This window comes from Clostridium muellerianum, assembly GCF_012926525.1.
GTDB lineage: Bacteria > Bacillota > Clostridia > Clostridiales > Clostridiaceae > Clostridium_AM > Clostridium_AM muellerianum.
Window position 1 is genome coordinate 219,122 of the sequence record NZ_JABBNI010000047.1, and the last position, 26,996, is coordinate 246,117.

Here is a 26,996-nt window from a genome sequence, read left to right on the forward strand (position 1 = left end):
TTTTTTAGATTGCTTTAAGCAGCCCCCTATTTATAATTAATTAAACTTTTGTATATATAATTTTGACTTAATATAAAAATATTGTGAAGCAATATTTTTTCAGAGGACAGAGGACAGTGAAGGATGATTTTTCTTCTGTCAACTGTCATCTTAAAAAAGGAGGTAAAAAGTAATGGTAGTAGGTAGAATACATTCCTTTGAAAGCATGGGGTTAGTTGATGGTCCGGGAATAAGATCGGTAGTATTTATGCAGGGTTGTACTTTAAGATGTGCCTATTGTCATAATCCGGATACTTGGAGTCTTAAAGGAGGAACAGAAATTACTCCGGAAGAACTCATTAAGAAGATAATTAGATTTAAGCCTTATTTTAAAAATAATGGTGGAGTTACATTTTCAGGTGGAGATCCTTTAATACAGGCAGATTTTTTAATAGAAGCATTGAAGTTGTGTAAAGAAGAAGGAATTCATACTGCAATAGATACAGCTGGGTATGGCACAGGAAAATATGATGAAATTTTAAAGTATACAGATTTAGTAATACTTGATATAAAACATGTAGATGATGAGGGATACAAGAGTCTAGTGTGTAAGGGAAAAAAAGGCTTTGATGAGTTTTTGGAAGCTGTCCAAAAATCTAATACAAGATTATGGATAAGGCATGTAGTTGTTCCTGGAATAACAGATTCAGAAGAACACATAAAAAAATTAGCTCAAATAATAAAAAACATAAAAAATGTAGAAAAAGTAGAGCTTCTTCCTTATCATACTTTAGGAGTTAAAAAGTATAATGAAATGGGAATAGAATATAAATTATCACATATAAATTCTATGGATAAAAAGGAATTGGATAAGTTATATGAAATACTTGGTAAAGAAATTAAGGTTGAGTAAATTAAATTTTGATTTGGCTAAAGAAAGTGTTGATTTTTAAACTTTTTAAATATTTTTCTTCATAATATTCATATAATTACAATTCATTTAAAATAGCATGCTCTTTACTTAATGTAAAATAATTAAATGTTATATTTATATAATCAAAGCTATGAAATTAAGATATACTTATATTTCATAGCTTTTTAAATATATATTACAAGTTATAGCTTCTTATGTTGTAAGTAAATTCCTTGTATGAAAATCATATTTTAATATATAAAATTCACAAAGTAATTAACTAAACATGAGAGCCATTATCATTATTACGCATAACTCTTCCTTTAGCTGCATAAACAGATGGATTTCCTCTTTCCATATATCCAGTTTGGGATTCGCGGCTATTATCGCTGTGATCTAATGCAGACCTAAGTTTTGCATCTTCACCATGATGCGGCTTTTTTTTAGACATAAATATACCTCCTATCTACCAGAAAATTTTCCTGATACTCCAGGTGTTTCCTTTTGTTGTCGTTTTTCATCTTCGTATTTAGGTTCATTTCTAAATTCTTTGTCTCTTGTGTATAGATCTTCTCTATTATATATATTTGGTTTCTTTTTTGGCATAGTTAAACACTCCTTTCGTATTTATATTTTCCTGTAAAAAAACTTTTATACTTGTACTTGTTATATGTTTAAAAATCAATAGTACGTGTTAAAATAATATTGAGGCATATTCAAAAAATAACTAGGAAGTCAGTTAGTATATTTTGCGTTATATTGCGTCAGCAGAACTCTTTGATAGAACAAGTATCAATGGAACTTACTTCTTTGTCAATGGTAAAATATATTAACATCTTTGACTAGTTATTTTCTTTCATATACCTAAAGTAAGAAAAAGGAGATGATATTTCTGTATTCAGAAATTTTAAAAATTGATAATGCCAGTATATTTGTTACTAACATAAAAGAAAAATCAAATATAGTTATAGGTGTACCTCATCATGCTCCATCTGGTACAATAAGGATGCCGTGTGACTCACATCCTTATAGTGATGAAAATGCAGGATATATAGGAGATTACATTGCTGAAAAGCTTAAATGTTCTTTTTTATGTGCATGTAACTATTTTATAGATGTAAATAAAAATCACAATAATAATTACAGTGATTATTATACAGCACTTGAGAAGTGCAGTCCTAAATATTTAGTAGAAATTCATGGGCACGGTATTGAACATTCAGGAAATGATATAGAAATATCTAGTGGGTGCAAAGAGGATGAAAAATATGCATTAGAATTAAAAGAAAAGTTAGAGAGTATTATTCATAAAAAGTGGAGTGAAAACAAGGAAGATAAGGATTTTTGTAAAATTAAAGATCTTAACATAAATGCCAATTTTAATGATATATATTTTAAGGCTACAAAATCTTCCACTATAGTAGATAAAAGATGGAGAAGTTACCATATCGAGCTTCCTGTAATGCTTAGAATAGTTTTACATGAAAAAAATAAATTACCTTCTTATGGTGAGAAGTTTACCGAAATACTTTATGAAGCTATAAAAAATGTATGTAAGTAATTTGAAAATCAATTTTTAAAAAATAAACTAAAAAAGTAGTTGACAGGTTTAAATTAAAATGCTACTATATAATAAATTTAACAACAAATCCTTTGATAAGGAAGAGTAGCCAGGCTGTTTAGTCATAGAGAGTTGAGGGTGGTGGGATCTCAATACGATAACGAATGGTGAATGGACCTTTTAGGAGTAAATCGAAATTCAAAGTTTTGAAGAGTAGTGGTTACCGTTATCCGTACGTTATAATGGATAGGATATGTTAGTATCCGAAAGAGTGGTGTTTTGTTACACAATTTAGGTGGTACCGCGGAAGTATCTCCGTCCTAATGTTTAGTTTAGGACGGAGTTTTTTTATACAAATTTATAGTAAAGCCGGCTTTTTAATATAAATTTGGTTAATTAATTACAACTGTAATAGTATTACTAAAAAATTTGCTGACAATTGAGTTATAAGGCATTATTTTTTACACAAATATTAATTAACTTTGAAAATTTAACTGTATATTTCAAAATAATAATTGATTTTAAATTAAAAGGAGAGATTTATTATGAATTTAAAGAAATTAATTACGAACTCATTACTTTTAGCTATAGGTGCAGTACTGCATCAAATTACACCACCATTAGTACTTGGTATGAAACCAGATTTTTCACTAGCTATGCTATTTATAATAATGATTTTAAATGAGGACTATAAATCTTGTATAAGTGCAGGACTTATAGCTGGAATATTAGCAGCAGCAACTACAGGCTTTCCGGGTGGACAAGTACCGAATGTAGTAGATAAATTAATAACTGCTAACGTAATGTTCTTATTCTTAAAACCAATTAGAAAAGTTTTAAATAATCAAATAAAGATAATTTTAACTACAGCCATAGGAACGCTTATAAGTGGTACAGCATTCTTATCATTAGCTTCAATTATGGCAGGACTTCCAGCTAGCTTCCGAGTATTATTTTTATCAGTAGTACTTCCAGCTGTACTTATAAACACTGTTGCAGGTTCAGTTTTATTTAATGCTATAAATGTAGCACTTAAAAGAAAAGCAACAATTTAAAAATAATGCGATACAACTGCAAGTAACCGAAGAAACGTTAAGCTGTATTCCGGCTGATATATGTTGCGCAGGAACACTCGCTTCATTTAAGAAGTTCTAATGCTTGATCTATTAAAAAATGCCTACCTCCTCAAATGTGACGTCCTGTCACTTTCGGAGCTTTTGCCGTCCTGGCAAAAATTACGGCATTTTTCAATATCTCAAGCATAAGAACTTCTAAAATTTGCTCGAATGTTCCTGCACAACATATATCAGTCTTCATACAGCTTAACGTTTCTTCTTAGTGCATTGATGTATAGCATTATTTCAAAAGGTTTATAGCTCCACCTTAATTTAAAGTTTCTTATCATTGTAAAATGTTCATATATGGACATAATAATATAATCATATTATTAAATTTGATAAGAAAGTTGGAATGTTATGGTACAGATAGGAATACTTCATTATATGTATGTATCAATTATAATAGTTATTTTAGTTATGATGATTTATAAAAAAGATATAGTTTTGCCTTGTCTTATGGGTATAGGGATTATAGGTTTTATTGCAACAGGTAATATTTTAAATTCAGTACAAATTATATATAAAGCATTAGTGGTATCTGCAAGGGAATTTATTGAAATAATAGTTATAATTTCGCTTATAAGTGCTATGTCTAAGTCATTAAGAGATATTAGAGCAGATGAATTTATGATAAAACCTATGGAGAAGTTTATGGTAAGTCCTACATTATCTTTTTTTATATTAGGATTTGTTATGCTTGCTGCATCCTGGCTTATATGGCCTACTCCAGCAGTAGCTTTTATAGGAACTATAATGGTTCCCTCGGCTTTAAAATCTGGTCTGCCAGCTATTTGGGTAGCAGCAGCTTTAAATTTATTTGGTAATGGAATAGCACTATCCAGTGATTTTTTTATACAAGCAGCTCCATCTATTACATCTAAAGCATTAGGGCTTAATAATCCATTTTACTTAATAAGATCTAGTATATTACTTTGGGCAGTAATGAGTATATCTACAATTATAAGTTCTTTTATTATGATGAAAAGAGATGTGAAAAAAAGTCTTCAAGTAAGTTTAGAAGAGCATAAAGAAGTTAAAACTATCCCAGTAAAAATGCCTGCAAAAATAGCAGCTGTAATTACAACTTTAATGTTCATTATAGATATATTTTTAATATACAAATTTAAATTAAAGGGATCAGAAGCAGCATCACTTATAGGTGGTACTGCCGTAATAATTACAATAATGGTTTCTATAATAAAGTATAATTTTAAAAGTGCATTAGCAGAAGTGGCTGTAAGTATAAAGGATGGATTTATATTTGGGATGAAGGTATTTGCTCCAATTATTATTATAGGAGCTTTCTTTTTTCTTGGAAGCAAGGAAACAGCAGTAGAAATATTGGGTACGGGACCAGGTTCTACGGGAATTCTTTCAGATATAGGATTATACCTATCTAAAAATTTTCCTTTAAACAGAATTTCAGTAATAGCAATGCAATCTTTTATAAGTGTTCTTTTAGGCGTTGGAGGTTCAGGATTTTCAGGATTACCTCTTATAGGAACTTTGGCACAGGTTTTTTCTTCTACTGTTAATATAAATAGAGAAGAGCTTGCAGCTTTAGGGCAGGTTATAACAATATGGGTTGGTGGAGGAACTATAATTCCATGGAGTTTAGTACCTATTGCAGCTGTATGTGATGTTCAGCCCTTTGAACTGGCAAAGAGGAATATAATACCTGTGGTTATAGGAATTACATGTACTATTATAGCAGCTGTAATATTTCTGTAAAATTAAATAAGGAATCTGAAAGAAAATAACAAGTCCAATATGCGATGGATATTTTTTTAAAGATGCTAAAGTCCAGCTGAACTTTTATTAATAAGTTTAGCTGGACTTTTTTCTTTATTCTATAATTTGTTTACTGATCATAGGCAAAATTTGTTTAACGTGAGAAATTTAATTATTTTTGTCTGTCAAGTTCCTCTAATCTATTCTGTTGTTTTTCCTTCATATTATTAAGAGCTTCTTGACTCATTTCTGAACCATAATGATTCATATATTCTTCTGTATCATCATAATTTTCTTTTAAATTATGAAGGTTGTTATTGAAAGTTTCATTACCATATACAATGTTGTCTTTTAAATGTTCAATTTCAGATTTTCTTTGGTTTTGAATATCTGTTGCACGCTCAAGTCTTTTGGGATCTCCTATATCTGAGTGTTGTTCTAAATGCCTTTCAGTTCTTGTGTAATTTTCTACAGTATTAATTAATTGATCTACTCTGTTTTCAGTTTGTTCTTGAACTCTTCTCTTTTGTAGTTCTCTATCAGCTTCTTCTTTTTTCATATATGAATCCTCCTTTAAATTTTAAAGCATACATATTTATTTTTAGTTTTACAAGGAGGTTTAATACATGGTTTAATATGTTAGATTTTTCATACTTAAATCCAAAACTTTAAAAGAATGTGTTAGAGCACCTGTTGATACGTAATCTATATTTAATTTGGATAAATTTTTTATACTTTCTAAATTTACATTGCCAGAAACCTCTATTTCAGCTTTGTTATTTATTATTTTTATAGCAGTCTCCATTGTAGGTATATCCATATTGTCCAACATTATTATGTCAGCTTTAGAATCCAAGGCTTCAGTTAGCTGATCTAAATTTTCAACTTCAACTTCTATTTTTCTAACAAATGGAGCATTAAGTCTTACCATATTAACTGCATTTTTAATATTTCCAGCAGCAGCAATGTGATTATCCTTTATAAGAACACCATCATTAAGTCCAAATCTGTGATTACAGCCTCCGCCAATAGTTACAGCATATTTCTCAAATATTCTTAAATTAGGAGTAGTTTTTCGTGTGTCTAAAAGTTTTATTTTAGTATTTTCAAGTTCGACTACAAATTTTCTTGTGAGGGTTGCAATACCACTCATTCTTTGAAGGAAGTTTAAAGCAACTCTTTCACCAGTAAGAAGAACTCGTACATCTCCAGAAATTTCTCCGATTTTTTTACCTTTAAAAATAGCATCGCCATCTTTTACAAAGAATTCAATTTCAGTATTTTGAAGAATGGTAAAAACTCTTTTAAAAATTTCTAAACCACATATTATTCCATCTTCCTTTGCTATTAAATCTACTTTAGCTTTTTTGTAATTTTTTATAATAGATTCTGTGGTTATATCTCCATATGAAATGTCTTCATTAAGAGCATTTTTTATTATTTTATCAGCAATTAACCAATTCATTTTTTATATCTCCTCTCACCTTAACTAAGGATTCTATAAATATTTTATTATTTAAGTTTTTATAGTATTTTTCATTATAATCCAGTGAAGGTGTATCAAGGTTAATCATAGGAATGGTAGAAATATCATTATTTATTTTTCTTGCACCTCTTTTTGAAAAAACTAATGCTTCTAAAAGAGAATTGCTTGCAAGTCTATTAGCTCCATGAACACCAGTACAGCTGCATTCTCCAAATGCAAAAAGATTTTCCATAGAAGTTTTTCCGAAGGTATCTACTTCTATACCTCCCATAAAATAATGTTGAGCTGGAGAAACGGGGATAGGTTCTTTAGATATATTTATTCCATTTTCTAAACACTTTTCATATATAGTTGGAAATCTGTTTTTTAAAAAATCTTCTTTCATGAAGGTTACATCAAGATATACATTTGAACAATGGGTATTTCTTTCTTCTTCATATATATATTTAGTAACTACATCTCTAGGAAGTAATTCATCTACAAATCTATTTCCGTTGCAATTTATGAGTTTTCCGCCTTCTCCTCTAACAGATTCTGATATTAAAAACTTTCTGTCACTTAAATTATTATTAAAAAAGGCTGTAGGGTGGAATTGAATATAATTTAAATTTTTTACTTTTATATTATTTTTTAAAGCTACAGCAACTCCATCAGCAGTTAATATTTTCTGATTAGTGGAATTTCTAAATAAGCCACCTATACCTCCAGCAGCCATAATTGTAACTTTAGCATGAATACTAACCTGTACACCTTCTCTTGTACACAAGGCACCTGCACAAGCATTGCCTTTTTTTAGAATATCTAGCATAGTACAGTTCTCAAATATAGTTATATTTTTCTTAGAAGAAACCTGTTTTAAAAGAGTTTCTTCTAATTCTTTACCAGTTTTATCTTTATAATGCACTATTCTATTTATACTATGTGCACCTTCTCTGGTATAGGACAGCCCATCATTAGTCCTATCAAAATCAAAACCCATTTTACAAAGTGTATCTATATTTTCTATGGATTCTTCTGCAAGTATTCTTGTTGCAGTAACATCATTTTTATAGGCACCTGCTTTTAAAGTATCTTCTACAAATAAATCCACATCATCTACACCTCTAGCTACAGAAATACCACCTTGTGCTAGAGCGGTATTACATTCATCTATTTTGCCTTTTGAAATCATTATTATATTTAAATTGTCTTTTAAGTTTAGTGCTGAATAAAGTCCTGAAACTCCAGTACCTATAACAAGGACATCAGTATAAACATCCATTTTACTTTCCTCCAAGTTCGTGCATATTAATAAGCGCTCTGTAAGCTTTTTTTCTTATATCTTCATCTATTTCTATAGCATATTCCATGTTTAATAGGCTTTCATAAACACTATTTAGATTAGTTTTTTTCATATTTACACAGACCATGCCGCCGCTTGGAACATAAAATTCCTTGTCCGGATTTTTAAGTTTAATTTGATGAAGAACTCCTTCTTCAGTGGAAATTAAAAACTTTTTATTATCACTATTATTTACAAAATCTATAATTTGGCCTGTACTTCCTAGGAAATCAGCAAGATCTCTTACAGGTTTTTCACATTCAGGATGTACTAATACTTTTATATCAGGATGAAGCTTTTTAGCTTTTATAATTTCTTCTGCAGAGACCTTTTTGTGAGTTATGCAGAAACCACTCCAAAGTATAATTTTTTTATTTTTAACTTGCTGTTGAACATATTCTCCTAAATTTTTATCAGGAAGAAAAATTATTTCATCTGCATCTAAATTATTTATTATATTTACAGCATTAGATGAAGTACAGCATACATCTGATACTGCTTTTACTTCAGTAGAAGAATTTATATAACATACAACTTTAGCATTAGGATGTTTCTTCTTTAATGCTAGTACATCATTAGGATCAGCCATATCTGCCATAGGACAACCAGCATCAAAGGTAGGTAGTAAAACGGTTTTTTCAGGTGATAATATCTTTGCGCTTTCAGCCATAAATTTAACACCACAAAAAACTATTATATTTTCATCGCAATCTTTTGCTACTTTACTAAGGTAATAAGAATCTCCAACAGCATCTGCAATATCCTGTATTTCAGGTCTTTGGTAATAATGAGCCAGTATTAGTGCTTCTTTTTCTTTTTTTAATTTTAATATTTTATTTTTTAAATTATTTTCCATATTTATACCTCCACGTATACATAAAAAGTTTTACATGTGTATATACAGCTGTATAAAATATAACATCAATAAGAAACAATATCAACTGTATAAATAAGTAATTTAAGTGAATTTTCACGGGAAATGCCTAGTGTAAAGTAATTAACTTAGGAATAATTAAGCTTGATGAACTTTAAATGTAGTGTTAAAATATTTTATGTAATTATGACTTTATTAATTCAGATATTTTGGAAGTGTCCGAAATATTTGATTTTAAGTAGAGAGCCAAAATCTATGATTTTGTGCGAATCGCTTACTTTGGTGAGGAAGCGAAGAGGAGTTTCAACTTAAAAAATAATATTACCTAACAGAAAGGAATTGTCTAATCTGAAGGGGAAGTTCAAATACAAAAGCTATTTGTAAGATAGTAACCTTCCCTAAAACTATTGTTTTTTGGGAAGGTTTTTTGCATTAAGGAAAGGAATTGTATGAAAAGATTAAAAGGATTAGTTATACCTTTAGGCATTATACTTGTATGGTGTATTGGTTCTAAATTTCATATGTTTAATGATTATATAATACCAAGTCCAGTAGTGGTATGCAGTACTACTTTGGAGTTGATTAAGAATGGCATACTTCTAAAAAATTTGGAAGTTAGTTTTGCTAGAGTTTTTATAGGGTTTTTTATAACTTTTGCAGTGGCATTTTCTATGGCTATTATTTTAGGAATGAAAAAAGAGCTTTTACCTTATCTAGAGCCTTCTTTAGAGTTTATGAGGCATGTACCTCCTATTGCAGTTATTCCTATATTAATACTGTGGTTTGGAATAGGAGAAACTTCAAAGTTAGCAGTTATATTTTTGGCTACCTTTTTCCCCATATTTTCAAATACACTAAATGGTGTCACCAATTATGATGAAAAACTTTTAGAAGTAGGTGAAATTTTTGGATTTAGTAGTCAAGATAAATTTTTAAAAATAATATTGCCTCAAGCAGTGCCATCTATAATAACAGGGGTTCAGTTAGGATTAGGTTACAGCTGGAGATCTCTTATGGGGGCAGAGCTTATAGCTGCTTCTTCTGGTATAGGATATATGATAATGGATGCAGAGCAGTTATCTAGACCGGATATCATATTAGTTGGTATTTTTTCTATAGGAGTTTTAGGCTATATTGTTGATTATATTTTCATTAAAATAACCAGTAAATTTGTACATTCTTGGGGAAGAGAGGGTGGTTATGGCAGGACTGAAAATAGAAAATCTGTATAAGAGCTTTGATATAAATGGTACTAAAGTTAATGCGTTAACTAATATTAACCTGTCAGTTGAGGACGGCAGCTTTGTAACTGTAATTGGAAAGAGTGGATGTGGTAAAACTACTTTACTTAGAATAATATGCGGGCTGGAAGAGCAAACAGAAGGGAGCGTAAGTTTTATATATAAAGAAGGAATTCCCAGCGAAATGCATTCTAAAAAGAAAGTTGGCATAGTTTTTCAAGAGCCTAGATTGATGCCCTGGCTTACTGTAAAGGAAAACATGGCTTTTCCACTTATTAAAAATAAAGATAGAATTGAGGTTTATGATACAGTTAATAAATATTTAAATATGTTAGGCTTAGAAAAGTTTAAAGAAGCATATCCTTCTCAAATATCGGGAGGTATGGCTCAAAGGGTATCATTAGGTAGAACTCTTTGCTATAATCCAGAAATAATTCTTATGGATGAACCTTTAGGTGCCCTTGATGCATTTAATCGAAGAAAGCTTCAAAGGGAGTTTATAAATATATTTTTAGAAAATAAAAAAACTATAATTTTTGTTACTCATGATGTAGATGAAGCAGTTTATTTAGGACAGAAAATAGTAGTTATGGATAAAGGTTTTATAATAAAGGAACAAAGCGTTGATATGGATTATTATAGAAATAGCTCATGCAGCAAGTTTTTGCAAATAAGAGATAGTATGCTTAAAGAATTTTCAATTTAAGTATTATTAAAATATTAGTATCAATTTTAGCAGTAAACAATATCAAGTGAGTCTTAGAAGAACTTATCCAGGCGCGTAGCAGTGCTTATCCCCCACTTAAAGAAGATGGGAGTATTAGCAATGGTAGCGATCGGATAAAATAAGGAGGACTAATTAATGAAATCATTAAAAAGATTAAGCGCATTACTAACAGCTGCAGTACTTACTACATCGCTTATAGGATGCGGTGCAGCTGAAAAAGGTTCAAACAGTGCAGATTCAAGTCAAAAATCAACAGAGCAGAAGGTGAGTAACGTAAATATTTCTTATGTTAAATCACCTTTAAATGTACCATCTATAGTAGAAAAAAAGAAAAACTTGTTTCAGGATGAATTTTCAAAGGATAATATAAAAGTGACATTTCCTGAGATTACAGAAGGGTCTAAGATGACAGAGGCTGTAGCTTCTGGTTCACTAGATTTTTGTAATGCTATCGGGGCTACTTCAGTTATTTTAGCTGCTTCTAATGGTGTTAATATTAAAATAATAGGAATGTACAGCAGAGCGCCAAAAGCATTTACAATTATGGCTAAAGACCCAAATATAAAATCCATAGAAGATTTAAAGGGCAAAAAGATAGTAGGTCCTAAAGGAACAATACTTCATCAATTACTTTTAGGAGCACTTAAAAATAAGAATATGAAGATTGATGATGTTCAATTTATAAATATGGGAATACCACAGGGTGTTTCAGCATTAATGTCTGGTAGTTCAGATGTAGCATTAGTGGCAGGTCCAGCAGTGTCACAAGCTTTAGAAAAGGGAGCACATATTGTTACTACAGGAGAAGGAATATTAGATGCTACTATAGTAATTGCAGCTAGAAAGGATTTTCTGGATAAACATATGGATATAGCAAAAAGATATATGAATGTTCACAATAAGAGTCTTCAATTTATGAAGGATAATCCAGATGAAACTTATAAATTAGCTTCAGAAGAAACTCAGATATCCGTTGATAAAGTTAAGGAAATGTATAATTGGTATGATTTTAGTCCTAAGATAACAGAAAAGGATATAAAAGAATTAGAAAAAACACAGGATTTTTTAATGGAAAATGGAATGCTTAAAAAGAAGATTGATATAAAATCACTAATACAGGATATTAGTAAATAATTGAAAGATTGATTTATATTACACCTAAACTAGAGAGTGTAAATGGATTTATATAAATTCATTTACACTCTTTTCATATGCTGGGATTTCTCAAATTTACTACCTCTATAGCAATTGTTTTTAGTAGTTTTCAAATATCTTGATGTAATTATTCATTAACTCAATGTTACATTAATATGCCATATCTTGCTAGTATAAATTTATCTATTCATTTTAATATATCAATATTAAAATACAGCTTTAAAAAAATAAATAAAAACACTCCAAAATTCAAAATTGAATAATGCAGTGTTCATAAAAATCATTTGGCTTTCAGAATTAAATACATTTAGTAGTTCTTTTTCCTTATTCATATAATTTTATTTTTCTTTTTACTTTAGGAGGTTTTTTAACAAACCTTTCTACCCATTTATTAGGTTGTTTTTCTGTACTCATATAATCTACCTTCTTTTAATTTTACTTTTTATCTGTATAAAAAAATCTTAAAAATTCGTTAATGACCTGAAGGCTTCGCTGAGCTTACTTATATTTAAAATTAGCTTTTTTTCAAAATACCAAATATACCAAAAAACGGATCAAGATTAGTAATTATATTACATGTCTCTAATATATATATAACTATAATAAATATTAAAACTAATACTGCTGATATAACACCAAAAACAAATCCTCGCCAACGAGGACTTAAAGTATCTTTTATATCTACAGGTGGAGATGTTACTGTTTCTCCTATAAATATAGAAAAACAAAGAGCATCCAGTTTAAAAGGGATTAAATAATCAAGACTTGGGATACCTGTAACACATAATGATATTATATATCCTATGATATATAATATTAAATAAGCAAGCCATTTTCTTTTTATTTTTCTTTTTACTTTAGGAGGTTTTTTAATAAACCTTTCTACCCATTTATTAGGTTGTTTTTCTGTACTCATATAATCTACCTTCTTTTAATTTTACTTTTTATCTGTATCGGGTTTGGGTTGTAATGAATCTATTGTACTATTGGTATTTCTAAAACCTACACCAGTGTAAAAGGTATTTCTTGAAAGTTCCAATTTATTAAGTAAAGGATGCTCTGTAACTTTGTGGTATAAAATCATAGGCGTTGTAGTAGTTAAATCTGCTACTTTTGCAGTGTCTGTTGTTGTAACCACTGTAATTTTAGCACCATTTTTTATTGTTTCTTCAACTGTTTGCTTAGTTATATTTTCTATAGGTAGGTTTAATTTTTCTGCTTTTGATATATTAGTTGGTCTTGGAAATAGTTTAACTTTATCCTCTAAGTTAGTATATCTTGAAAGAGTTTTAAAATCTTCTGTTATACAAATTCCAGCAGTACCTAAACCGACTAAATTATAATATTTTTCTCCGTTTGTATCACCAAATGCTTTTTTATAAGTCAATTCTTTTAGCGGGTTATATACAGGGATTTTGGGATTCTTAAGTTTTGCCAATTTACTTACTCCTTCAATCCAATTACTACCACCTTCTGCCGTTAAATATGTTCCAATAGTTAGTAATCCTCCACCAATAATTGCTCCCAAAGCAGTTTTAGTCTTACGTTCTAATTTATTCTGTGGTATTAAAATTGTTCCATTTGAAAATACAGTTGAAAATGCAGAAGCATAGACCATTTTCTTTCCAGCACTCATAAATGTTTTTCCTAAACCAGCCTCCGTATAACCTCCTATTATTTCGGCAATACCATCCCAGCTTAATGCTATATTATTTTTTATCTTTTTCCAATTAACATTTTTACCACTTGTTATATTGGTTATTTTTTTCGCTAATTCATGCTCAAAATAGTCTCTACGGTGGAGTTTCCAGAACATTATACTATCCTTATCAGTGATTCGACTATTTGGATACTTATCAAACCATTTTAATTCATCTGCTAAATAGTTAATTCGATTTAAGGTGTCTTTATCAATATTTGATATATCAATTGCTTTGCCTGTTTTGGGGTCTATAATATAAGTTACAGATGATGTAGCGTTCATACCTATCAAGTTCATAAATTGAGATAAATTCTGATTTTCTCTTACCACTTGATTTTTTAATTGAGCATATTTCTCTTCACCTAATACTTTTTCTACATATGCTAATATCTCTTTTTCTTCATTAGTCAAGCTGTCGGGATTTTTTAGCATTAACTGCATTACTTTATCCTTATCTACTTGTCCATTTTCTGAAATAATTTGCATACCTCTGATTTGAGATATTCCTTCAGTTATTCCTGATATCTTTGAAAATACGGAACATATATTATATTCCATATCTCTTACGCTATTACAATATGCATTAAATGAATCATTAAATTCTGTTAAGCTTGCTGTCTGGTTTCTAAGTGAATTTTGTAAATTCACAACATCATCTGTAATTGTAAATGTTGTAAATGTCAGGCTGTTTACCAAACTTAGTATTTCTACAAATTTAGAATTCATTTGTTTATAATAATCTATACATTCACTAACATTATTATTTATTGGAAACTGTCCTCCATATTGAAGTGAAATAATTCCTGAATCATCATTTGTAAGAGCTACTCCGCTTGTACTTCTTTTTATGCATGCTTCAAAATTCTCACTTCTTTTCTTTAATTGAATTGCGTTTGGCTTTTCTTCACTTTCTAAAGCATTTTTCTCATATTTCATTTGTTCTATGAAGTTTGTATAAAATTCCTGCTTTTTAATATGATTTTCCATAAATTTATCTTTTGCTTCACCTGACCAACCTTGGTCAGTAAGTTCTTTAATTGCCTTGTTTATGTTTTCTTTTTGGTCTTCTAAATCCTTTATTACATTTTCATATTGACTTATTGCATTAGTTAACTCCCCTATGTCTAAACTAAAATCCATTTATTTACCCCCATATATATGTACCTTTTCATTAATATTCAAATACCACCTTATTTTAATATTTATGTATATATATGTGAATACGCCTTTGTTTTCCTCTGTCCTCTGTCAATTGTCATCTAAAAAAGGTTGCGTCGTATTATTTTTAACATGTGAAAGATAAATTGATTTAACGTTATTTTCTTTAAATTTAATGAGTTTAAATTTTTAACACTATACTATAAAAATTCATATAATACAGAAAGAGTTGTGTTAAATTAAAGGAGATGAGGTTTTGGATAAAGTATGTGTAAAAAATATCTATATGAACTATCATTCGCTGAAGAATTGTACTAAAGCACTGATAAATATAAACTTTACAGTGGAAGAAGGAGAGTTTTTAAGTATAGTTGGACCTTCTGGCTGTGGTAAATCAACACTTTTAAATATAATATCAGGATTATTAAAACCTTCCTTTGGCGAAATTTATATAGATAATGAAAGTTTAGCTGATTTTTCTACTAAAATGGGGTATATGTTTCAGCGTGATCAGTTATTTGAATGGATTACTGTATGGGATAACATACTGTTAGGTATTAAAATACAACATAAAAAAGTAAGTGATTATACTGAAAAAATAAACAAGTTACTTAAAGATTATGGATTATGGGATTTTAGATTCCATTATCCCAAGGAACTTTCAGGTGGAATGAGACAAAAGGTAGCACTTATACGAACCCTTGCTGTAAATCCAGAAGTTTTGCTTCTAGATGAACCTTTTTCAGCTCTAGATTATCAAACCAGACTTAATATAAGTGATGAAATATTTAAGATAATAAAAAAAGAAGGCAAAACGGCAATTATGGTAACCCATGATATAGCTGAAGCTATATCTATGTCCAATAGAATTATTGTGTTATCTAGTAGACCTGCTGAAATAAAAAAAATATTTAATATAGAATTTTCAGTTCCACATGAATCACCACTCAAATCAAGGGAGGAACCAGAATTTAGAATATATTTTAATAATATATGGAAGGAGTTAAATTCACAATGATAGATGAAGTAAAAGAACATTCCTTGTATATTAGTAATGTTGAGAAGAGAAAAAGAAAAATAGTGTTTTCTAGGTTGTTAATTTTGATACTAATTTTTGCTTTGTGGGAAGTATTAGGTGATTTAAAAATAATGGATCCTTTTTTGACAAGTACTCCATCAAGAATGTGGAAGTGTCTATTGAAATTATATTCAGAGGGCAATTTGTTTAATAATATATGGATTACCTGTTTGGAAACTATATATGGATTTTTATTAAGTACTGTTCTCGGCACTATAATTGCTATACTTCTATGGTGGTCAGATTTTGTATGTAAGGTTTTAGATCCGTATATTGTAGTACTTAATGCGCTTCCTAAGGTAGCACTTGCCCCTATTATAATCTTTTGGGCTGGAAATGGAACTACTGCAATAATAGTTGTGGCTTTACTTATATCTATAGTAGTTACAATAATATCTGTGTTAAATGGATTTAAAGAAGTTGATGTTGATAAGATTAAACTTTTAAGAACCTTTGGAGCTTCTAAACTTCAAATATTAATACATCTTATAATTCCAAGCTCAGTACCAACACTAGTTTCTGCTCTTAAAATAAATGTGGGACTTTCCTGGGTAGGTGTTATAATGGGTGAATTTTTAGTTGCGAAGGATGGGCTTGGTTTCTTAATAATATATGGTGGTCAGATTTCTGAGCTGGATACAGTTATGTTAAGTGTTTTGATATTGTCTGTTCTAGCTTATGCAATGTACGAAGGAGTTGAATTTATAGAAAAGAAACTCATAATGAGACGGTAGTACAGGTTAACAAAATAAGCATAATGTGACACAAGGTATAGTGAAAGTTTTGATTTTAACTTTTACTACGAGATATAGGATAAGCGTTTACTCACTGCTAAATATTTTCAATTAGTCTAAGCTCAAAGTTAATGAAAACCTAAGAATTTTGCCAAACTCGGTTCCCTCAAACAAGGCTAAAGTTCTAAGGCTTTCCTTAACTTCTCGCTAAGACTAATAAGAAAACAATTTAGCTAATGTGAATAAACGCTTATTCTATATCCATACGTAAAAGTTAAAATCAAAACTAGTAACTTCACTTGCACAAATTTAGTTACATTGTTATTAAGATTTGATCAATGGTAATTTACAGAATATTTTAAGTTTTATTTCATTATTGTTAATAAAATGCTATAATATACGGGTATTATATAAAAGAATACTAAGGAGCGAAAATATGTTCTTAATGATTGATAACTATGATTCTTTTGTTTACAATTTAGTGCGATATTTAGAAGAATTACAGGAGGAGGTAAAAGTATTTAGAAACGATAAATTAACTTTGAATGATATAGAAAATATGAAACCACAAGGGATTATAATTTCACCGGGACCAAAATCTCCTGAAAATTCAGGAATTTGTGTGGATGTAATAAAGAAATTTGCAGGTAAAATTCCTATTTTAGGTATATGTTTGGGACATCAAAGTATAGGATATGCTTTTGGTGCGAATATAGTAAAAGGTAAGGAACCTGTGCATGGAAAAGTATTCCCAGTACATCACAAAGGTAAAGGAATTTTTAAAGGAATAAAAAGTCCTTTTAAAGTTACTAGATACCATTCTCTTATAATAGAAAAAAAAAGTTTACCTGAATGCTTAGAAATAACCTCAGAAAGCTCAGATGGAGTTATTATGGGTATAAAGCATAAGAAGTTTTTAATAGAAGGAGTGCAGTTTCACCCTGAGGCAGAACTTACAGAGTTTGGACATGAAATTTTAAAGAATTTCTTAGAAAGAGCTAAGGCTATAAAATAATTGAAAAAGCACAATAAAAAAAGCTGGGGGTAGAGCTTATGGAAGCTTTAATTAAAGAAATAAAAATAGATTTAAATGCTTTTGATATATATTCCCTATTTAAAGAAGATAAAACAGTTAGTATACTAGATAGTGGGATGGACGCAGAGAATTTAGGAAGGTATTCTTTTATAGGATTAAATCCTTTTTTAAAATTTAAGTATGAAAATGATATTTGTAGTATAAATGATGAAAAATTTAAAGAAAAAAATCCTTTTAAAGAAATTAAAAAGCTTATAAATAAATATAAAATAGAAAACAATACAAAATTACCTTATGTAGCAGGAGCCATGGGGTATTTTTCTTATGATTTAGGGCGAAGTATAGAAAATCTACCAACTATGTCAGTAGAAGATGTAAAAATCCCAGATTGTTACTTCTATTTTTATGATAATGGAATAATCGTAGACAGTCTAGAAAAGAAAACTTTTATTACGGCGTTAGGAGTATTAGACTCGAAGCAAAATAGTATTGATAATATAAAAAATGTAATATTTAAAGGTAATAAAGTTGAATATCATGAATTGAAAAATAGAAATACTGAATTTACATCTAACTTTAAAAAGGCGAATTATATAGATACTGTAGAAAAAGTTAGGCAGTATATTAGAAATGGTGATATATACATTACTAATCTAACTCAAAGATTTTTTTGTGAGACAAAGAGGAAACCTTATGATGTTTATAAAGATTTAAGGTATATAAATCCAGCACCCTTTGCAGCTTTTATGAATATAGAAGGTTTTAGTATAGTGTGTTCTTCACCAGAAAGATTTTTAAAGATTAGAGATAATATTGTAGAAACAAGACCAATAAAAGGTACAAGACCTAGAGGAAAAAGCAGAGAAGAGGATTTGAAAAATAGACAAGAACTTATAGATAGCGAAAAGGATCATGCAGAACTTCTTATGATTGTGGATTTAGAAAGAAATGATCTGAGCAAAGTTTGCGAGCCTTATTCTGTAAAAGTTAAAGAGTTATTTGAACTAGAAGAATATAGTACTGTATTTCATTTAGTATCTACAGTAATAGGAAAGTTGAAAAATGAATATACTTCAGTTGATTGTGTTGAAGCATGTTTTCCAGGAGGGTCTATAACAGGGGCACCAAAGATTAGATCAATGGAAATTATAGATGAGTTAGAACCTACTAGAAGAAATATATATACTGGAAGTATAGGCTATTTTGGATTTGATGGTAATGTGGATTTTAATATAGTAATAAGAACTATAATTATGAAAGCTGGAAAAGCTTATTTTGGAGTAGGTGGGGGGATTACTTGGGAGTCAGATAAGGAGTCAGAGTATGATGAAACCTTAGATAAGGCAAGAGCATTAATGAGGGTGCTATAAAAGGATGTGGGATAATTTGATAGTTTTAAATGGTACTTTATTAGAAGAAGAAAAAGTTATATTAGATAGTGGTTTTTATTTTGGAAGAGGGCTTTTTGAAACTATGCTAGTAAAAGAAAAGCCTATATTTTTAAATGAACATTTAGATAGAATAAATAAAGGACTTAAACTTATAGGAGTAAACAAAACTATAAGTGATGAAGAAGTAATGAAAGCAGTTTTAAAATTAAAATGTAAAAATAATATTTTAAAGCTAGTAGTTACTGAAAAAAACACTATTTTTACTTCTAGAAAAAATAATTATATAGATAAACATTATAAAAAAGGTTTTAGTATAAAAATAAGTAATGTAAAAAGAAATGAATATTCATCATTAACTTATCTAAAATCTATGAATTATCTTGAAAACATATTAGAGCATGAAAAATGTATAAGTGAAGGATATAATGAAGTATTGTTTTTAAATACTAAAGGTAATTTAGCAGAGGGCAGTATATCTAATGTATTTTTTGTAAAAAATGGGAAAATACATACACCAAAAGTAGAATGTGGATTATTAAGTGGAACTATTAGAAAATGTATTGTTGATAAATATAATGTAGTAGAAGGAGAATTTATAAAAGAAGACTTACTTAATTCAGAAGGCATTTTTTTAACTAATAGTATTATGGGTATTATGAAAGTATCAGAAGCATGTGGAATAAAATTTAAAGATAATAATATTATAGAAAATATATATAAAGACTATAATAATTATATCAATTTATTAGAATAATTTGTAAAGGGGGGAAATCTGGTTAAGCAGTTAGTTTAACTAGAAAAGAGATGACAAAAATAATGAAGATAGGTAAAAAGAATTTTGAAATTGGCAAAAGGACTTATGTAATGGGTATTTTAAATGTTACTCCAGATTCTTTTTCAGATGGAGGCAAATTTAATAACATAGAAAAAGCTGTGCAGCATGCAAAGGAAATGATAGAGCAGGGGGCAGATATAATAGACATAGGTGGAGAATCTACAAGACCTAATCACATATCAGTATCAGAAGAAGAGGAATTAAGTAGGGTAGTTCCTGCAATAAAAGCTTTAGTTAAGGAAATAGATGTTCCAATTTCTGTTGATACATATAAGGGAAAAGTAGCGGAGGAAGCTGTAAAAGCAGGTGCTGCACTTATAAATGATGTTTGGGGATTTAAAAAAGATGCTTATATAGCAGAAGTAGCAGCAAAGTATGAAGTGCCATGTTGTTTAATGCATAATAGAGAAAATAAAGATTATAAAAACTTAATGGAAGATGTATTAAGCGATTTAAAAGAAAGCATAGATATTGCTTTAAAAGCAGGAGTAAAACCTGAAAATATTATTCTAGATCCAGGTATAGGGTTTGCAAAAACTTATGAACAAAATTTAATGGTTATGAATCACCTTGAGGACTTTAAAAAATTTGGGTATCCATTACTTCTAGGAACTTCTAGAAAGTCCATGATAGGTAATGCTTTAAATCTTCCTACAGAAGAAAGAGTAGAGGGTACAGTGGCTACTACGGTTATAGGAATAATGAAGGGTTATGATTTTGTAAGAGTTCATGATATAAAAGAAAACAAAAGAGCGTGCATTATGACAGATGCTATAGTTAGAGTTCATTAGTAGAAATGTAGATATAATATTTCAAAATGAATCACAAAATTAATGCTTTTTTAATAGTATATTATAGTGCATCAATATTTGAAAAGGTGAGGTATTTTGAAAGCTTATGCTGTTTTTCAGGGTGGAGGAGTTAAGGCTATAGGTTTTGTAGGTGCAATTAGCAAGTTCGAACAAATGGGATATCAATGGGAAAAGTTAGCGGGAACTTCTGCAGGAGCAATTATAGCTTCTCTGCTAGCGGTAGGATATACTGGCAGAGAATTGAAAAGTATAATGAGTACATTAGATTATACTAGATTTTTAGATAAAAACAGATTACAGTCTCTTCCGGTTGTAGGAAAGTTACTAGGTATTTTAGCTCAGAAGGGACTTTATCAAGGAGATTATATAGAAATTTGGATAGATGAACTATTAAAAGCTAAAGGTAAAACTAAATTTAAGGATGTAAGTAAAAATGGAGTATCAAATCTTAAAATAATAGCTTCAGATATAACTAAAAAGAGCATTCTTATTCTTCCAGATGATCTTGTAAAATACGGAATTGATCCTATGGAATTTGAAATTGCTAAAGCTGTTAGAATGAGTACAAGTATTCCTTTTTACTTTAAACCAGAAAAGTTAAGATATGAGGATAAATATAGTTTTATAGTAGATGGGGGAATATTAAGTAATTTTCCAGTGTGGATATTTGATGTTACAGGAGTTCCTAGATTACCTACCTTTGGATTTAAATTTGAAAAAGTATCTAAACCATGCAGCCAGAATGAAAAAATTGATTTTTTATGTTTTGTAATGGATTTAGTAGAATCGGTGATTGACAATTATGATGAAACTTATTTAACGGATAAAGATAGAGTAAGAACTATATCTATACCTACTGCTGATGTTAAAACTACAGAATTTGATATAACAAGAGACAAAAGTTTAAGACTATTTGATTTAGGATATGAAAGTGCGGAAAAGTTTCTTAACGAATGGGATTTTAGAGAGTATATTAGATGTTATGTTCAGAAAAATGTATCAGTATAAGCACAATAAAAGCATATTGCGACGCAAAGGTGCAGTGGCAGTTTGGATTTTAACTTTTACTCCATGATATATGGTAAGTGTTTCGTCACTGCTAAATGTTTTAATTATTCTAAAGCTCGAAATTTTTGAAAGCCTAAGAACTTTGTCAAACTCGGTTCCCTCAAACACGACTAAAGTTCTAAGGCTTTCAAAAATTTTGAGCTAAGAATAATACTAAAACAATTTAGCTAATGTGATGAAACACTTACCATATATCATTACATAAAAGTTAAAATCCAAACTAGTAGCTTCAAGCATACGCATATAATTAAATTGTCATAAGTTATTTTAGTAATTCAAAATTATATTTATCAATACCTTATAACGTTTAAAAATTAAGGCGAAGCCTGTAGGTATCTTAATATATTGAGTTTAAAATCAGTTGTTTTTTATTTTATAAAAACATCTCGAAAGAGATTCTCAATTGAATTGTTGAAAACTCTAATACGAAAATACATTAATCTTTCAAATGTAGTTAATAATCAACAAATGTACTTTTTTTAAGGCTACGCCCAAAATTATTCCTTAAAAACAGATAAAAAATAATATAAATCAAATAGTAAGTATTATGAAAGCTACGCTTTTTTATTAAGATCTAAATCATAATGTATTATAAGGAATTTTTAATATTAGAATTACAATATTTACTACACAACTTTTTAGGTGGAGGGAGCATTGAATATATGGTGTATAAAAGCTTTTGAGTGAATTTTAGGCATTAGAGCTCCTTAATAAACGGTCAGCTTTTTTACACCATATATTCAATGCGGACTCCACCTAAAAAGTTGTGTCGCAATATTTTTATAATATTTATTACAGATGTATTTTTAAAAAGTGGTATTTAGGGGCTCTCCAACTTTTTAAATAGGATATGTTTAATGCTTCACGGGAATGTTGAGAGACTAAAGGTTTATTTTGTGAAAACCCTGTTATAATTGCAGAGTGAAAAATAACATTTTTATTATTTTCATAAAATATTAAATCTCCTAATTCTAGAGCATTAATATCAGATATTTCAAGTCCTTTACAACCTTGTAGATTGGATTCCTCGTTTATTTTTAAATACCAGTAAAGAGAATGAGCTAAGGTCCAAGAAAGTGACCAATTGGTATTATTGTACCACCAGGGATTTTTTTTGTTGAAAATCATTGGGGAACCACCAGCATATAAACATTGGGAAACAAAATTTGAGCAATCACCGCTGTTATCTTTTATTAGAGGGAAGTATCTGTATTTAGTATTAGGAGTTAGAGCATACTTAATTGCATATTTTACAGCAGCGCTTCTAGAATATTGTGATGTTCTAAGTATATGCATATTAAACATATCACCTCAAGTTATAGTGTTATAGTTCTATTATATGTGCTCGGTACTTCAAAGTGAATTGATTTTTGTAAATAACAAATCATATATAAATATAATGTTTTGAAAAAACAGAATATAATGTAAATATCATTGACAAAAAAGTTATAAATAGTATATAATTTAATTGAAAAAGAAAATAGTTAAGCAGAGGTTTACTATGTAATTAATAGGGAAAATGGTTAAAATCCATTACAGCCCCCGCTACTGTATACGGAGACGAATTCTATATCCACTGGATTTACTCTGGGAAGGATGAAAGAGGATGACCCGTGAGTCAGGAGACCTGCCTAAGCTTATTGTATTAAAATCTTTCGGAGGGAAAGAAAATACATAAAAGCAAGTTACACTTATAGTGTTTCTTAAACTTTTATAATGTATTTACTTAAGGGCTTCAAAAGGGGTCTTTTTTATTTTGCCAGTATTGTTAATTTAAATATATTTAATCACTTTATACACTTACTTATAAGTAGGTGTATTTTTCTTCAGCAAAAAATATGTAATGCATTTTCTCTTAGTATATTTTAGAGAAAATGCATTAAGTTATTTACGTCTTTTATTCCACTGTTTATACAAATCGGGATAATCTTCTTGTACTATTCTCATGAATTTAGATAACACTGATAGTTTTTTTAAATCTTTAAATATACTGCGGGGATAGCTAAGAGATCTTTCAAAAACCTTTCTAGGATCTATTACTCGAACATCTCCATCAGTTTGTACATAAACATGTGCAAGTCGTATATCTAACTTTTTGAATCCATCAGCCTTAAAACTTTCTACAAGTTTAACAAGATTTATAGCTAATTCTCTAGAAAGTCCATGTTTTCGTATATAATCCTTAATGCATTCTCCAGGAATGTACTCTCGTATCATAGCTTTATTTGTGTAGTCATATATTTTAGCAAAATGGGGATCATTTTGTACCTTTAATAATATTTCTGCTTCTCCCTTGCAGCCTTTTTCTTTATTGTATATTTTAATGATTCTTTTTTTATCTGGAAGAAGATATACAGATCCTTGACGACCCTTGCCAATGAATTTACAATCCTTTAAGTCAATTCCAAAGTATTTTTTATCCATTGAGTTATTCATTTTTTTACCTCCATATTAAGATATTTTGCAGTATTTAATGTCTAGTTAGTATATAATATTAAACAATACATATATTTGACATCAATATAATAAAAAAATAAAATGAATGTATAGGTACTTTATTTAAAACTATACATTTTGAAAGGAGCGTTATATTAATATGGATGATATACTAAAAATAATAAAAAATAATACATTAACCTATCAACAAAAATTAATAGCACTTGCAGGAGGAGCAGAATCCAGTTTAAATGTGCTAAATATAAGTGAGGATGTACAAAAACTTAGAGATGAAGGAGTAATTTGTGATCTTAATGAAGGTAATGCACCATATAGACCAAGATATGTACTTCCTGACTATGAAAAATTCATGGAACAGGGAAGCGAATTCCTAGGGTTGGAACCTCCAAAGGATATATGGGAAGCAGTAAATAACTTACTAATATTATATAAACATGTACCTTCAGTTACAACAATGCCTGTTTATGTAGGAAACTTGGATACTTTGTTAGAACCTTTTGTTGAGGATGAAGAAGAGGCATATAAAGCAATAAAATTATTTTTCATTCATATAGATAGAACTGTAACAGATTCTTTTTGCCATGGTAACATAGGTCCTAAAGGTACAAAAGCAGGAAAAATAATATTGAAAGTTCAGAGAGAAATTAAAACTGCTATACCTAATATAACTTTAAAATATAGTAAGGAAGAAACATCAGATGATTTTGCTGTGGATGCTGTAAGAACAGCATTAGTTACAGCAAAGCCAAGTTTTGCAAATCACGAAATGTTTTTAGAAGAATTTAAGCCTAATAGATATGCCATAGCAAGCTGTTACAACGGACTTTGCATAGGTGGAGGAAGCTACACTTTAGTTAGATTAAACTTAAAAGCCTTATCTGAAAAAGCCAGCAGTGAAGAAGAATTTATAAACAAAGTTCTTCCAGACACTATGGAAAAAATGGCTTCATATATGGATGAAAGAATAAGATTTTTAGTAGAGGAAAGCGGATTCTTTGATTCAAACTTCCTTGTAAAAGAAGGTCTTGTAAGTAGAGATAAATTTACAGCTATGTTTGGTATGTTTGGACTAGCTGAATGTGTAAATACACTTTTAGGTGCAAAAGATTTAGACAAGAGATTTGGGCATAATAAAAAAGCCGATGAATTAGGTTTAAGAATTATAGAAAAAATGTATGAGATAGTAAATAAGAGAAATAATCCATATTGTGAAGCAGCTGAAGGCCACTTTTTACTTCATGCTCAAGTTGGCATAGAAACTGACAAAGGTACAAGTCCAGGATGCAGAATACCTATAGGGGAAGAACCAGAATTATATGAGCATTTAATTCAAAGTGCTAAATTCCATAAATACTTTCCATCTGGAATAGGAGATATATTCCCATTCGAAGTAACTGCGAAAAATAATCCAGAAGCTATTTTGGACATAATAAAAGGTGCATTTAATAAAGGAATGAGGTATTTTTCATTGTATGCATCAGATAGTGAAGTAATAAGAATAACTGGATACCTTGTAAAAAAATCAGATTTGGAAAAACTGGACAAAGGAGAAGCTGTTCTTCAGGATACTGTGGCATTAGGATTAGGTGCAGTTAAAAATTCAAGAGTGCTTGAAAGAAAGGTAAGAAAATGTTAAAGGGAATTGTAAGAAAAATTATTCCATTTAGCTTTGTAGACGGTCCAGGAAATAGGGCGGCTGTATTTTTTCAAGGATGTAATTTTGATTGTCTTTACTGTCATAATCCAGAAACTATAAAAGGCTGCGTTCAGTGTGGAACATGTGTAGATAATTGTCCCTATGGTGCAATATCTTTAAATGAAAAGTCTGTAGTATGGAATCCTGAAAAATGTGAGGATTGTGGACTGTGTGTTAAAGTGTGTAAAAACCACTGTGGACCTAAATTCAGGAATATGACAGCAGATGATATATTAGAACAAATATTAAAAGTTAAGCCTTTTATTTCTGGAATAACTGTATCAGGGGGAGAATGTACCCTTCAGTGGAAATTCCTTGTAGAGTTATTTAAAAAAGTAAAAAAACTAGGGTTAACAATATTTGTAGATAGTAATGGAAGCACAGATTTTAGACAGCATAAAGAACTTACAGATCTTTTAGATATGGTTATGTTAGATATAAAATCTTTTGATAAAGATGAACATAAGATGCTTACGGGAAGAGATAATGATATAGTTATAGGAAATGCAAAATATTTAGGCAGTATAAATAAGTTATATGAAATTAGAACAGTAATAGTACCTGAAGTTTTAGATAACTATAGAAATGTAGATGAAATAAGTAAGATTATAGCTAGCATTAACCCAAAAATAAGATATAAACTTATAAAATACAGAACAATAGGCACTCGTACGGATAAAATTAATACGCAGCAGCCTACAGATGAAATGATGGAACAACTTAAAACTAAAGCTTGCAATAATGGATGTGAGAATATAGTTATAGTGTAAGATTTTATATGAGTTTAATTAAAATATTTCATTAAATCAACTTTTACACTTTAAAAATATTGTGATACAAGTAACCGAAGAAACGCTAAGCTGTATTCCGACTGATATATGTTGTTCAGGAACACTCACTTTATTAAGAAGTTATAATTGCTT

26 protein-coding genes, 1 riboswitch and 1 other annotated feature are annotated in these 26,996 nt (G+C 29.5%); of the genes, 16 read left to right on the top strand and 10 right to left on the bottom strand.

Going from position 1 to position 26,996, the window contains the following annotated elements; all coding sequences use genetic code 11:
* The first annotated feature begins 172 nt into the window (after positions 1 to 172).
* Positions 173 to 892, top strand: a complete 720-nt coding sequence (gene pflA / locus HBE96_RS19060) for a pyruvate formate-lyase-activating protein (protein ID WP_169299296.1) — start codon at positions 173 to 175, stop codon at positions 890 to 892.
* Between the two features lie 280 nt (positions 893 to 1,172).
* On the opposite strand, the gene HBE96_RS19065 is transcribed toward pflA, so the two are convergent.
* Complete coding sequence (locus HBE96_RS19065; RefSeq protein ID WP_169299297.1) at positions 1,173 to 1,343, bottom strand: hypothetical protein; 171 nt, start codon at positions 1,341 to 1,343, stop codon at positions 1,173 to 1,175.
* A gap of 11 nt (positions 1,344 to 1,354) precedes the next feature.
* Positions 1,355 to 1,498, bottom strand: coding sequence for a hypothetical protein (locus HBE96_RS19070; RefSeq protein WP_007064254.1), 144 nt, complete (start codon positions 1,496 to 1,498; stop codon positions 1,355 to 1,357).
* Positions 1,499 to 1,775: 277 nt separating this feature from the next.
* On the opposite strand from HBE96_RS19070, the gene HBE96_RS19075 reads away from it, so the two are divergent.
* The 3 genes from HBE96_RS19075 (at position 1,776) to HBE96_RS19085 (ending at position 5,302) form a co-directional block, all read left to right on the top strand.
* Positions 1,776 to 2,453, top strand: a complete 678-nt coding sequence (locus HBE96_RS19075; RefSeq protein WP_169299298.1) for a hypothetical protein — start codon at positions 1,776 to 1,778, stop codon at positions 2,451 to 2,453.
* A gap of 83 nt (positions 2,454 to 2,536) precedes the next feature.
* Positions 2,537 to 2,779 (top strand) — a binding site (T-box leader).
* A 219-nt stretch (positions 2,780 to 2,998) separates the two neighbouring features.
* A complete protein-coding gene (locus HBE96_RS19080) occupies positions 2,999 to 3,508 on the top strand; it encodes a tryptophan transporter (RefSeq protein ID WP_169299299.1) in 510 nt (169 codons plus the stop codon).
* A 420-nt stretch (positions 3,509 to 3,928) separates the two neighbouring features.
* Positions 3,929 to 5,302 carry a hypothetical protein gene (locus tag HBE96_RS19085; RefSeq protein ID WP_169299300.1) on the top strand — a complete coding sequence of 458 codons (1,374 nt, stop codon included), beginning with the start codon at positions 3,929 to 3,931 and terminating at the stop codon, positions 5,300 to 5,302.
* A gap of 172 nt (positions 5,303 to 5,474) precedes the next feature.
* On the opposite strand, the gene HBE96_RS19090 is transcribed toward HBE96_RS19085, so the two are convergent.
* The 4 genes from HBE96_RS19090 to nadA all read right to left on the bottom strand — a co-directional run bounded on the left by HBE96_RS19090 (position 5,475) and on the right by nadA (position 8,965).
* Positions 5,475 to 5,861, bottom strand: a complete 387-nt coding sequence (locus HBE96_RS19090) for a hypothetical protein (protein ID WP_169299301.1) — start codon at positions 5,859 to 5,861, stop codon at positions 5,475 to 5,477.
* Positions 5,862 to 5,933: 72 nt separating this feature from the next.
* The gene (nadC, locus tag HBE96_RS19095) at positions 5,934 to 6,767 is read right to left on the bottom strand and encodes a carboxylating nicotinate-nucleotide diphosphorylase (RefSeq protein WP_169299302.1); all 834 of its coding nucleotides are present in this window, start codon (positions 6,765 to 6,767) and stop codon (positions 5,934 to 5,936) included.
* A complete protein-coding gene (locus HBE96_RS19100) occupies positions 6,748 to 8,049 on the bottom strand; it encodes an L-aspartate oxidase (protein WP_169299303.1) in 1,302 nt (433 codons plus the stop codon). Before HBE96_RS19100 ends, nadC begins: the two co-directional genes overlap by 20 nt.
* A 1-nt stretch (position 8,050) precedes the next feature.
* A complete protein-coding gene (nadA, locus tag HBE96_RS19105) occupies positions 8,051 to 8,965 on the bottom strand; it encodes a quinolinate synthase NadA (protein ID WP_169299304.1) in 915 nt (304 codons plus the stop codon).
* Between the two features lie 467 nt (positions 8,966 to 9,432).
* On the opposite strand from nadA, the gene HBE96_RS19110 reads away from it, so the two are divergent.
* From HBE96_RS19110 to HBE96_RS19120, 3 genes are all read left to right on the top strand, one after another.
* Entirely contained in the window at positions 9,433 to 10,215 is a 783-nt protein-coding gene (locus HBE96_RS19110) for an ABC transporter permease (protein WP_169299305.1), read from the top strand.
* A complete protein-coding gene (locus HBE96_RS19115; RefSeq protein ID WP_169299306.1) occupies positions 10,184 to 10,930 on the top strand; it encodes an ABC transporter ATP-binding protein in 747 nt (248 codons plus the stop codon). The genes HBE96_RS19110 and HBE96_RS19115 overlap by 32 nt, the downstream gene beginning before the upstream one ends.
* Positions 10,931 to 11,086: 156 nt before the next feature.
* Entirely contained in the window at positions 11,087 to 12,085 is a 999-nt protein-coding gene (locus HBE96_RS19120) for an ABC transporter substrate-binding protein (protein ID WP_169299307.1), read from the top strand.
* Between the two features lie 535 nt (positions 12,086 to 12,620).
* Here the strand turns inward: HBE96_RS19120 and HBE96_RS19125 are convergent.
* Positions 12,621 to 13,022 carry a hypothetical protein gene (locus HBE96_RS19125; protein WP_169299308.1) on the bottom strand — a complete coding sequence of 134 codons (402 nt, stop codon included), beginning with the start codon at positions 13,020 to 13,022 and terminating at the stop codon, positions 12,621 to 12,623.
* A gap of 21 nt (positions 13,023 to 13,043) precedes the next feature.
* Positions 13,044 to 14,948 (bottom strand): LXG domain-containing protein, encoded by a 1,905-nt coding sequence (locus tag HBE96_RS19130; protein ID WP_169299309.1) that lies wholly within the window; start codon positions 14,946 to 14,948, stop codon positions 13,044 to 13,046.
* Between the two features lie 274 nt (positions 14,949 to 15,222).
* Between HBE96_RS19130 and HBE96_RS19135 the strand changes: the two genes are divergently transcribed.
* The 7 genes from HBE96_RS19135 (at position 15,223) to HBE96_RS19165 (ending at position 21,860) form a co-directional block, all read left to right on the top strand.
* Complete coding sequence (locus HBE96_RS19135) at positions 15,223 to 15,984, top strand: ABC transporter ATP-binding protein (protein WP_169299310.1); 762 nt, start codon at positions 15,223 to 15,225, stop codon at positions 15,982 to 15,984.
* Positions 15,981 to 16,778: an ABC transporter permease gene (locus tag HBE96_RS19140; protein WP_169299311.1), complete on the top strand. Its 798-nt coding sequence runs from the start codon at positions 15,981 to 15,983 to the stop codon at positions 16,776 to 16,778. Before HBE96_RS19135 ends, HBE96_RS19140 begins: the two co-directional genes overlap by 4 nt.
* A 436-nt stretch (positions 16,779 to 17,214) precedes the next feature.
* Complete coding sequence (locus tag HBE96_RS19145; RefSeq protein WP_169299312.1) at positions 17,215 to 17,793, top strand: anthranilate synthase component II; 579 nt, start codon at positions 17,215 to 17,217, stop codon at positions 17,791 to 17,793.
* Positions 17,794 to 17,831: 38 nt separating this feature from the next.
* Positions 17,832 to 19,184, top strand: coding sequence for an aminodeoxychorismate synthase component I (gene pabB / locus HBE96_RS19150; protein ID WP_169299313.1), 1,353 nt, complete (start codon positions 17,832 to 17,834; stop codon positions 19,182 to 19,184).
* Positions 19,185 to 19,200: 16 nt separating this feature from the next.
* Positions 19,201 to 19,959 (top strand): aminotransferase class IV, encoded by a 759-nt coding sequence (locus tag HBE96_RS19155; protein WP_243186996.1) that lies wholly within the window; start codon positions 19,201 to 19,203, stop codon positions 19,957 to 19,959.
* Positions 19,960 to 20,021: 62 nt separating this feature from the next.
* Positions 20,022 to 20,831 carry a dihydropteroate synthase gene (folP, locus tag HBE96_RS19160; RefSeq protein WP_169299380.1) on the top strand — a complete coding sequence of 270 codons (810 nt, stop codon included), beginning with the start codon at positions 20,022 to 20,024 and terminating at the stop codon, positions 20,829 to 20,831.
* 93 nt (positions 20,832 to 20,924) lie between these two features.
* Positions 20,925 to 21,860 (top strand): patatin-like phospholipase family protein, encoded by a 936-nt coding sequence (locus tag HBE96_RS19165; RefSeq protein ID WP_342590203.1) that lies wholly within the window; start codon positions 20,925 to 20,927, stop codon positions 21,858 to 21,860.
* An 852-nt stretch (positions 21,861 to 22,712) separates the two neighbouring features.
* Here HBE96_RS19165 and HBE96_RS19170 read toward each other — a convergent pair.
* Positions 22,713 to 23,216 carry an amidase domain-containing protein gene (locus tag HBE96_RS19170; RefSeq protein WP_169299315.1) on the bottom strand — a complete coding sequence of 168 codons (504 nt, stop codon included), beginning with the start codon at positions 23,214 to 23,216 and terminating at the stop codon, positions 22,713 to 22,715.
* A gap of 179 nt (positions 23,217 to 23,395) precedes the next feature.
* Positions 23,396 to 23,569, top strand: a riboswitch (cobalamin riboswitch).
* A 235-nt stretch (positions 23,570 to 23,804) separates the two neighbouring features.
* Entirely contained in the window at positions 23,805 to 24,356 is a 552-nt protein-coding gene (locus HBE96_RS19175; RefSeq protein ID WP_169299316.1) for a serine/threonine-protein kinase, read from the bottom strand.
* A 160-nt stretch (positions 24,357 to 24,516) separates the two neighbouring features.
* Here HBE96_RS19175 and HBE96_RS19180 point away from each other — a divergent pair, with 160 nt between their 5' ends.
* Positions 24,517 to 26,013: a YjjI family glycine radical enzyme gene (locus HBE96_RS19180; RefSeq protein ID WP_169299317.1), complete on the top strand. Its 1,497-nt coding sequence runs from the start codon at positions 24,517 to 24,519 to the stop codon at positions 26,011 to 26,013.
* Positions 26,007 to 26,843, top strand: a complete 837-nt coding sequence (locus HBE96_RS19185; RefSeq protein ID WP_169299318.1) for a YjjW family glycine radical enzyme activase — start codon at positions 26,007 to 26,009, stop codon at positions 26,841 to 26,843. The genes HBE96_RS19180 and HBE96_RS19185 overlap by 7 nt, the downstream gene beginning before the upstream one ends.
* Positions 26,844 to 26,996 lie beyond the last annotated feature (153 nt).